The organism is Neisseria sp. P0009.S007 (assembly GCF_051962515.1).
Genome location: NZ_JBQCVF010000089.1, coordinates 1 through 9169 on the forward strand (window position 1 = coordinate 1; position 9169 = coordinate 9169).

Annotated in this window: 8 protein-coding genes and 2 pseudogenes; 5 read left to right on the plus strand and 5 right to left on the minus strand. The window is 48.6% G+C overall.

What is annotated here, in order from left to right:
- Positions 1-1465, plus strand: a pseudogene (locus tag ACTHS3_RS08650) (RNA ligase); the annotation flags it as partial.
- A 32-nt stretch (positions 1466-1497) separates the two neighbouring features.
- Here the strand turns inward: ACTHS3_RS08650 and ACTHS3_RS08655 are convergent.
- Positions 1498-1941: an RpiB/LacA/LacB family sugar-phosphate isomerase gene (locus ACTHS3_RS08655; protein ID WP_039862203.1), complete on the minus strand. Its 444-nt coding sequence runs from the start codon at positions 1939-1941 to the stop codon at positions 1498-1500.
- Between the two features lie 86 nt (positions 1942-2027).
- On the opposite strand from ACTHS3_RS08655, the gene ACTHS3_RS08660 reads away from it, so the two are divergent.
- The 3 genes from ACTHS3_RS08660 (at position 2028) to ACTHS3_RS08670 (ending at position 3901) form a co-directional block, all read left to right on the plus strand.
- Entirely contained in the window at positions 2028-2681 is a 654-nt protein-coding gene (locus ACTHS3_RS08660) for a metallophosphoesterase (protein ID WP_004520016.1), read from the plus strand.
- Between the two features lie 137 nt (positions 2682-2818).
- Positions 2819-3283, plus strand: a complete 465-nt coding sequence (gene nudB, locus ACTHS3_RS08665) for a dihydroneopterin triphosphate diphosphatase (protein ID WP_004520014.1) — start codon at positions 2819-2821, stop codon at positions 3281-3283.
- 84 nt (positions 3284-3367) lie between these two features.
- The gene (locus ACTHS3_RS08670) at positions 3368-3901 is read left to right on the plus strand and encodes an inorganic diphosphatase (protein ID WP_004520013.1); all 534 of its coding nucleotides are present in this window, start codon (positions 3368-3370) and stop codon (positions 3899-3901) included.
- A 202-nt stretch (positions 3902-4103) separates the two neighbouring features.
- On the opposite strand, the gene ACTHS3_RS08675 is transcribed toward ACTHS3_RS08670, so the two are convergent.
- The gene (locus ACTHS3_RS08675) at positions 4104-4730 is read right to left on the minus strand and encodes a hypothetical protein (RefSeq protein ID WP_004520011.1); all 627 of its coding nucleotides are present in this window, start codon (positions 4728-4730) and stop codon (positions 4104-4106) included.
- Between the two features lie 296 nt (positions 4731-5026).
- Here ACTHS3_RS08675 and cysI point away from each other — a divergent pair, with 296 nt between their 5' ends.
- A complete protein-coding gene (cysI, locus tag ACTHS3_RS08680) occupies positions 5027-6784 on the plus strand; it encodes an assimilatory sulfite reductase (NADPH) hemoprotein subunit (RefSeq protein WP_070695666.1) in 1758 nt (585 codons plus the stop codon).
- 127 nt (positions 6785-6911) lie between these two features.
- On the opposite strand, the gene ACTHS3_RS08685 is transcribed toward cysI, so the two are convergent.
- The 3 genes and pseudogenes from ACTHS3_RS08685 to cysJ all read right to left on the minus strand — a co-directional run.
- Positions 6912-7484, minus strand: coding sequence for a hypothetical protein (locus ACTHS3_RS08685; RefSeq protein WP_004520009.1), 573 nt, complete (start codon positions 7482-7484; stop codon positions 6912-6914).
- A 90-nt stretch (positions 7485-7574) separates the two neighbouring features.
- The gene (locus ACTHS3_RS08690; RefSeq protein WP_003685697.1) at positions 7575-8081 is read right to left on the minus strand and encodes a hypothetical protein; all 507 of its coding nucleotides are present in this window, start codon (positions 8079-8081) and stop codon (positions 7575-7577) included.
- 449 nt (positions 8082-8530) lie between these two features.
- A pseudogene (gene cysJ, locus ACTHS3_RS08695) lies at positions 8531-9169 on the minus strand (NADPH-dependent assimilatory sulfite reductase flavoprotein subunit); the annotation flags it as partial.

A 9169-nucleotide genomic window follows, 5' to 3' on the forward strand; every position in this document is an offset into this window, starting at 1 on the left:
CTTAATACGCGGTCATCAGGGTTCGGGAAAATCGACTTTTGCCGAACAAAAAGCCGCCGAATTTAAAGCGCAGTATCAGGATGCGGAAGTTGTCCGTATTGAAAACGATTTGTTTATTACCGATGAATACGGTGAATATCGTTGGTCGGGCGAAGCGGTGGATAAGGCGCAGAAATGCGGCAATGCCTTGATGACTGAAACCTTGAGACTTGGACGCCAAAATCCGAATCGAAATATTTTGATCATTAATTCCAATACCAACCAAAAAGCTTCGCGTTGCCGTCATTTATTGGATCAGGCGGAGAAAAGCGGTTTTGAAACAGAAATTTATCGACTGCACAATTTCTATCCCAATCTGCACGGCGTGAAAGAGCATGATGTGTTGGCGGCGTATATCAAGCTGAACTAAAACCGTGTGGCAAACGAAATCCATATCGAGGCTGTGCAGCCGGCAAATACAGAGCAGTTAGAAAAAATCAAACAGATGCAGGCTATCGAGCATAAGCCGCTGCTGTTTGATGAGGCGCAGCAAACCTTTGTGACCGATCATTATCTGCAACACGGCAGCCGTAACTTTACTGCCAAAGCATCCAAGCGTTATCCTGAATTGCGCGTGTTGAAATACGCACGCAGCGTGTTCTATAACAACTGCTTTGATGATGCTTTGCTGGAAATGCGCGGTTTGATTATCGACGCGCACAACCGCATCATCGTGCGTCCGTTTAAAAAAGTGTTCAATTATTCGGAACGTATTGCCAAATGCAGCCGTTATCCGATCATAATCGGCGACGAGAGACTGGTAGATGCGGTGGTGAAAGTAAACGGCTTCCTCGGCTGCTGTACTTTCGTATCGCTTTCAGACGACCATCCGTCCCACGGCGCGACGTTTGACGGCAAAGTGCTGTATTCGACTACCGGCTCGCTTGATAGTGCGTTTGCCGACATGACCGCCGCACATTGCGCTCAATACGAAACCCTGTTCCACGCTTATCCAAACCATACTTTTTTGTTTGAAATCACAGATGCGAAAGACGTGCACATCATCCGCGAAGCATTGGGCGAAACCTTAATCGGCTGCATTGATGTGGCGACCGGCCGTCAATTTTCTGAAGCGGAATTGGACGAAATCGGCAAACAATACGGCGTTCGCCGTCCAGAAACGCTGAAAAACATCACGTTCGGCGAGCTGAAAGGCCGTCTGAAAAATGTGGAGCACGAAGGTTTTATGGTGTTTGATGCCCAAACCGGCGAAATGCTGTTCAAACTCAAATCGCCGTATTACTTGATTTCCAAGTTTCTGGGACGAAGCAACGAAGGCAACATCGGACGCAAGCTCGACAAACGCCACGTCGACGAAGAGTTTTACCCTTTAATCGACCACATCCGCGAACATCGCGAAGCGTTCAACGCCATACCGGAATTGGATAAGATTGCGTTTATCCAAGCATTCTTGCGGCAATTGTAAGGCCGTCTGAAAATATATGGAGCAACATGTATTTATTTTCCGCGCTCGTATGCTTCAATTTCACCGACTTTAGGTGCATAGCCGCTGTTTGTGTCGTGACGCAAGTCCAACCAGATATCGACCAATGCCCAAGCAGCCGGAGCGGCAATCACGTTTTGCCCCATACATAAAACCTGCGCATCATAGTTTTCCACCGAGCCGTGGAGCGTGAGTAAATCATGCGCCGTTGCCGCCCGTATGCCGCGCACCTTATTGGCGGCGATTGCCGTACCCACGCCGGTGCCGCAAATCAACAGCGCACGGTCGGCGCGTCCTGCCGCGACTTCTTCGGCCGCGGCAAACGAGAGTTGCGGATAGGTCCCTTCGGGCGAGGATAAATCGACCAAGCTGCTGACGCGCGGGTCGTTTTGCAGATGCGCTTTGAGCGCGTCTTTCAATATTGCGCCGTTGGCCGGCGCGGCAATAACCAAACGCATAAAAACTCCTTGAAGCACACAATAAACATTACTCAGCATACGCCCGCGCGTGATACGATTCAAGCCTGCAACGCAGAAAGCACGGTATGAGCAAAACCTACTTCACATCAGACCTACATTTCTCACATAAAAACATCGCTAAATTCTGCCCCCAATTTCGACCGTTCGATAACGTGGAGCAGATGGATGAATTTTTAATCCGGATATGGAATGAAACCGTTACGCCTGAAGATACGGTGTACAACTTGGGCGATTTTTCCTTTGCCCAAGACCATAAGCAGATAGAGCGCGTTTTGTCGCGGTTAAACGGGCAACATCACTTGATTTACGGCAATCATGATCATGTGATTCGGCAGTATGCCGATTTTTTCCGCAGCCAAACCAAGCATGACGGCCATCCGCTGCTGTCGTCCATACTGCCGTATTTGAAACTCAAATTGCCGGAAATTAAGAATACACTGGTTCTCTTTCACTATCCGATTCAGGAATGGGACGGCTGCTATCAGGGCTGGTATCACTTGTACGGCCATTTGCATGACAGGGTGGCGGAAATCAAAGGGCGTGCTTTAAATGTCGGATTCGATTTGCACGGCCGTTTTTTGACGGCGCAAGACGTCGATAAGTTTTTGTGTGATTTGCCTAAAATTTCGTATTTTGGTGAAGCAGGATTTAAAGCCAACTCGCCGGAAGAAGCGGCAGAGCTGGTGTCTCGGAAACTGGCGCAGTTAAATCAGGTATAATTTCAGACGGCCTTTGCGGATTTCCGGCAAAGGCCGTCTGAATATCAATTTCCCATTTTTGAGTGATACATGGAAAACCTTTTGGCTTACTTACTACAAAAAATCAGCCTCCCCAACCAAACCGGCAAGGACAAGTCATGAGCAGTAAGCCTTTGAAGTATCCCGTTTCCGCTTTGGTTGTTTTGTATGATAAAGACGGCAATATCCTGCTGATTGAACGCACGGCGCCGCAAGGTTTTTGGCAGTCGGTTACCGGCAGCTTGGAAGAGGGCGAGCGTATCGAAGAAACCGCATGGCGCGAAGTGTGGGAAGAAACCGGTATCCGCCTTGCAGACGGACAGCTGGAAAACTGGCACGACAGCACCGTTTATGAAATCTATCATCACTGGCGCCATCGCTATCCCAAAGGCGTTTTTGAAAACCGCGAACACATCTTCTCCGCCCAAATTCCGCGCGATACGCCTATCGTCCTGCAACCGGACGAACACGTTGCCTACGGTTGGTTTAGTGCGGAAGAAGCGGCAGAAAAAGTGTTTTCGCCTTCCAATAAACGCGCAATTTTAGAACTGGTCAAAAGGCTGAATGCCAAAAAGGCCGTCTGAATACGACAGTTTCACATTTTCAGACGGCCTTGGGTTTGCTATACTTTCGCCGTTTGACTCTATTTAAAATCAAAGGAAACCATCATGGCAGACTTCAATAAAATCCTGACCCCGGGCGATGTGGACGGCGGCATCATCAACGTTGTCAACGAAATCCCTGCGGGCAGCAACCACAAAATCGAATGGAACCGCAAACTGGCCGCTTTCCAACTCGACCGCGTTGAACCGGCAATTTTCGCCAAACCGACCAACTACGGCTTCATTCCGCAAACTTTGGACGAAGACGGCGACGAATTGGATGTATTGCTGGTGACCGAGCAGCCTTTGGCAACTGGTATTTTCCTGGAAGCACGCGTTATCGGTGTGATGAAATTCGTTGACGACGGCGAAGTGGATGACAAAATCGTCTGCGTTCCGGCCGACGACCGTAACAACGGCAACGCCTACAAAACTTTGGCCGATTTGCCGCAACAACTGATCAAACAAATCGAGTTCCACTTCAACCACTACAAAGACCTGAAAAAAGCAGGTACCACTAAAGTTGAATATTGGGGCGATGTAGAAGAAGCGAAACAAGTCATCAAAGAATCTATCGAACGTTGGAACAAACAAGCCTAATCGGTTTGCCCCATCCAATATCAAGGCCGTCTGAAAATCAGATTTTCAGACGGCCTTTTCATATCTCAGCAGCCTATCAATCCTTCAAGCATTTTCAAACTGATATTTCAAACGAATCAATCATATTATTTTAAATAATTGTTCCCTAAAGCCGAAATTTCAGACGGCTAGAGAATAGGTTTTCTAGATTGCAATTACAGCATCAGCCCCAAAACGCTTTTTCAAATCCTGCCGCGCATTCTGGTGGCAGTTCCCGTTGTAGTAAATCATGCAGAGCAGAATATAATTCTGGAGGTATGTCGCAGCTTTCTTCATCGTAGAACTCCCCGCCTGCTTTCCGCCATTCGCGCTCAAAATCATAAATTGCCAATAAGGTTTGCATTAGTATTGCTACGGAAGGGGCGATAAGGCGGCGTTTTTCTATTGTACCGTAACCTATTATCAACCAATAAACAGGACTGCCGGGAGCGGTGGTATCAGCAAAAAGAATTGAATCGTCAAACATTATGCCAAATATCGCCCATTCTTCACGCCAGCCTTGTGTAGGCAGATATTGCTTGGTCTTCCTATCCCAGCCGAAGGCCCAATCGTGCCAACTGTTGGGCAATTTGGGATAAGTCACCCATTGTAAAAACAGAGTTTCCATCTCCAGCCAATAATTGGCAAGTAGATTGTCGGAATGCCATATGCCGTCCATATGGCGGTAGAAGTCGGCTAATGCACCCAAATGTAGATGACGGTTACCTTCCAGTGGGGGCAGTTTCTGCAACGTTTCTGTATAGGGAAAACCAAAGGTTTGTGCGAAGGTGCGTATAAGGGAGTGAGGCATAAAGTTTGCTTGCTGTATTTTTACGGTTTAAGTCCGTGGAAGATAATGGATTATAGTGGATTTAATTAAAATCGGGCTTGACGCAGGCTAATGATGTAAGCCATCGATTTAGTTTATTTTTGATCTGCCAACGTTCATCAGTCAGAACATAAATATAGTAAATTCAAATTGTCTATAAGTTAGTGCGATATTTTGCCAATATAACAAAATCGTCTTTAAAACAAACAAACCATTCTTTCTCATTTTCAGACGGCCTCATTAAAGTAACGCCTATACCAAAAATAAGGAGTGCTTCAATGACTGCTACCACAACCGATCCACGAGCCAAGCTGCCTGAGACGCCTTTGTCCGGCAACGAAGCCTTGAAAGAGCGCAGCGATTATCTGCACGGTACGATTAAGGAGGAGTTGAAAGACAATTTTACCGGCGGCTTTACTGCCGACAACTTTCAACTTATCCGTTTCCATGGCATGTACGAACAGGACAACCGCGATATCCGTGCCGAGCGTACCGAACAAAAACTTGAACCCTTAAAAAACATGATGTTGCGTTGCCGTTTGCCCGGCGGCATCATTACGCCGAAGCAGTGGCTGGGTATTGACAAATTTGCCGGTGAAAATACGATTTACGGCTCTATCCGCCTGACCAACCGTCAAACCTTTCAATACCACGGCATTTTGAAAACCGATTTAAAACAGGCACATCAGGCATTGCACAAACTTGGTTTGGATTCCATTGCCACAGCCAGCGATGTCAACCGCAATGTGTTGTGTACCAGCAATCCGGTGCAAAGCACGTTGCATCAAGAAGCCTATGAATGGGCGGCGCGCATCAGTATGCACCTTCTGCCGCGTACCATGGCATATGCCGATGTCTGGCTGGACGGTGAAAAAGTGTTTACAACCGAGCCGACCGAGCCGCGTAATAAAGAAATTGCTGATGAGGTCGAGCCGATTTTGGGTAAAACCTATTTGCCGCGCAAATTTAAAACTGCCGTCGTAATTCCGCCCGACAACGATGTGGACATTCATTCCAACGATTTGGGTTTTGTGGCGATTGCAGAAAACGGCAAGTTGGTGGGCTTCAATGTATTGGTCGGTGGCGGCTTATCCAGCGAACACGGTAATACCAAAACTTATCCGAACATTTCTTACGAATTTGGTTTCGTTCCGCTCGAATACACCCTCAACGCCGCTGAAGCTGTTGTCAGCACCCAGCGCGACTGGGGCAACCGCAGCGACCGCAAAGCAGCGCGTACACGCTATACGCTGCAACGCGTCGGCGTAGATGTGTTCAAAGAAGAAGTCGAAAGGCGCATGGGCATTAAATTTGAACCTATCCGCCCTTACGAATTTACGCATCGCGGCGACCACATCGGCTGGGTACAAGGGCATGAAGGCAACTGGCATTTGACTTTGTTTATTGAAAACGGCCGTCTGCTCGATTATCCCGGTAGGCCGTTGAAAACAGGTATCCGCGAAATTGCTAAAATCCATCCCGGCGACTTCCGTCTGACGGCAAACCAAAATCTGGTGGTTGCCAATGTACCGCCCGAATTGAAAGACACGATTGATAAAATCGCCAAAGACCATGGCCTTATCAGCAAATCGATTACCATCCAGCGTGAGAACTCGATGGCCTGCGTTGCCTTGCCGACCTGTCCGTTGGCAATGGCGGAGGCTGAGCGTTTCCTACCAACATTCTCCGATAAAATTGACGAAATGTTCGCCAAATATGGTTTGGAAGACGAATACATCGTTTTGCGCGTAACCGGTTGCCCCAACGGTTGCGGCCGCGCCATGCTGGCAGAAATCGGTTTGGTCGGTAAAGCGGTCGGCCGCTACAACCTTTACGCAGGCGGCAACCGTGAAGGCACCCGCATTCCTCGTTTGTTTAAAGAAAACATTACCGAACCTGAAATCCTTGAAATTGTCGAAGGCTGGGTGGCAGATTGGTCTCGAAACCGTTTAGATGATGAAGGTTTTGGCGATTTTGCCATCCGTACCGGCATCGTCAAACCTGTATTGGACGCTCCGCGAGACTTCTGGGCATAATGCATACAACCAGATCCGCAAGTCTACAATAAGAAAATAGAGAAAACCAAAGGCCGTCTGAAAATCAGATTTTCAGACGGCCTTTTATATTGTGCGTATTTATATTAAAGATGGAATATAAACCGAATCAGCGACGGCGGCCAAAGCCCCGACCCATACTTGGGCGGCGGTAGTTGGAAGGCTGACGCGCGGTTTCGCGGTAACGCTGTTGCTGTTGAGCGTTTTGTTGCTGGGCACGCAGGGTGCGCGTATTCAGCTGTTGGCTGGTGCGTCTGTTTGGACGTGCGGTTTGATAATAGTTGGCACGGGCTTGACGTGCAATCGGGCTGTTTTGATTGCTTGCCTGTGTGAATTTGTTGGCCAATGCGTTGCCGATAAATGCACCGGCTGCCGCGCCCACCAAGCTTTGCAGCAGCCAGCTGCCGGTGGATTGGTCGTAGATATATTGTTGGCCGTCTGTACCGGTTACCGGTTGGCCGTTGTTGCCGTTAGCTTGTGCCTCGGCAGGAATGGTGTCTTTCACGGCTTCAGGCGTGAGCTGGTAAACCGTATTGTCTTCTTGTTGGCCGTTTTGTTGTGCCAACTGTTGTTGTAATGCTTCGATTTGTTTTTGTTGCTGCTCAAGCTGCGCTTGGGTATTGTCTTTGCAGGCAGCAAGGGCAAAAGTGGAAAGGGCGGCTAAGGCAATCAGTTTTTTCATTGTTTTTCCTGAGAGAAGTTTGTCTTTGCCGAGATTTCGGCGGAGTGTGTTCGCCTAATATTAAACCATTTCCCTGTTTTTCAAGTAGTTTTACAAAATAATATTGGAAAGTTGCGCTGCAAATGCACGGCTGTTGGCAGCCAGATTGCCCAGTGCGGGCATTTCGTGTTCGGTTTCGATAATCAGCAGGTTGGCAGGGCGGCGGGTGTGCAGGGACATTTGCATTTCAGCGGGAGAGAAGGGCATGTGATGGCGTTTGGCGAAAGCTTCGGCGCGTTTGTTGGCGGTTTTGAGCATGGGCAACAGGGTAATATCCAAATGGAAACGGCGTACGCCCAAAACCAAAATACGCGCTGCGAAGAAATCCGCTTCATCAGTAAAAACGTTGGGGCTGCTTTGATTGAAGTCGTGGCGCTCTGCGGCAATCAAGGTCGCGATGGTGCGTACTTGCGGAATCAGGGCTTCGCTGATGAGGCTGTCAGGCGAATCAGGCAAAGTGTGCATGTTGAGCATGCTGTGGTGGCTGTTGCTGTCAACGACCATGCGGCAGGTGTGTAACATTTGTGTTTGGCTGTGGATTTTAGTTGAGGCAGTCATGGCTGTATTCCTTATTTCTTAAAAATGGGTGGATTTAAGCGGCCATGGTGGGTATAAAAAAAGCCGCTCAAATGAGGCGGCTCTAATTTGCGTATTTTCAATTTGGTCTGTTTTAGACAAGCGCAAAAAAGTACCGCACGTTTGTGTGGTACCAATAGAAGAAAGTAGCAGAGCGTTGCGCGGTTTGCATGATGAAAATACGTCTTTAATGTATAAAAGAATGGAACGTAGTTTAAAACAAGAATGCCAGTAATTTCAATATCCAATCGACAAAACCCACCAATAAATCTACAAGTTGTTGTAATCCTTCCAATTTATTTTCTTTCGAGTGAGTCAAATTTGCACAATTATAATGCAAAACCGGGTGAATTGATAACAATCCGAGCAGGCTCTTTAAAAAGGCCGTCTGAAAACTGAATTTCAGACGGCCTTTATTTTTGTTTATCCAATCAATAAATGTCGCGTTGGTAGCGTTTGTCTTCGCGCAGGTCGTTGAGGTAGTCTTCGGCTTCGTCACGGCTGAGTTTGCCTTGGGTTTCGATGACTTCGATCAGGGCGTTTTCGACATCGCGTGCCATGCGTGTAGCGTCGCCGCAGACGTAGATGTGTGCGCCTTGTTGCAGCCAGTTCCAAACTTCGGCGGCGCGTTCGGTGATTTTGTGTTGGACATAGACTTTGTGTTCGCCTTGTCGGCTCCATGCGAGGTCGGCGCGGGTGAGGAGGCCGTCTTTGCGCCAATCGCTCCATTCGAGTTGGTAGAGGAAGTCGTCGGCTAGGCGTTGGTTGCCGAAGAAGAGCCAGTTTTTGCCGCTGTCGCCATTGGCGGCGCGTTGTTGCATGAAGGAGCGGAAGGGGGCAACACCTGTGCCTGCGCCGATCATGATGATGGGTGTATCGCCCTTTTGGGGCAGGCAGAAGTTGGGGTTGGGTTCGACAAAGACACGGATTTCGCTGCCTTCTTCGAGGCGTTCGCCCAAGTAGCCGGAAGCTGCACCGGTGTAGGTGTGGTCGTGGTGGTCGAAACGGACGACGCCGATGGTGAGGTGGACTTCTTCGCCGACTTCATCTTGTGCGGAGGCGATGGAGTA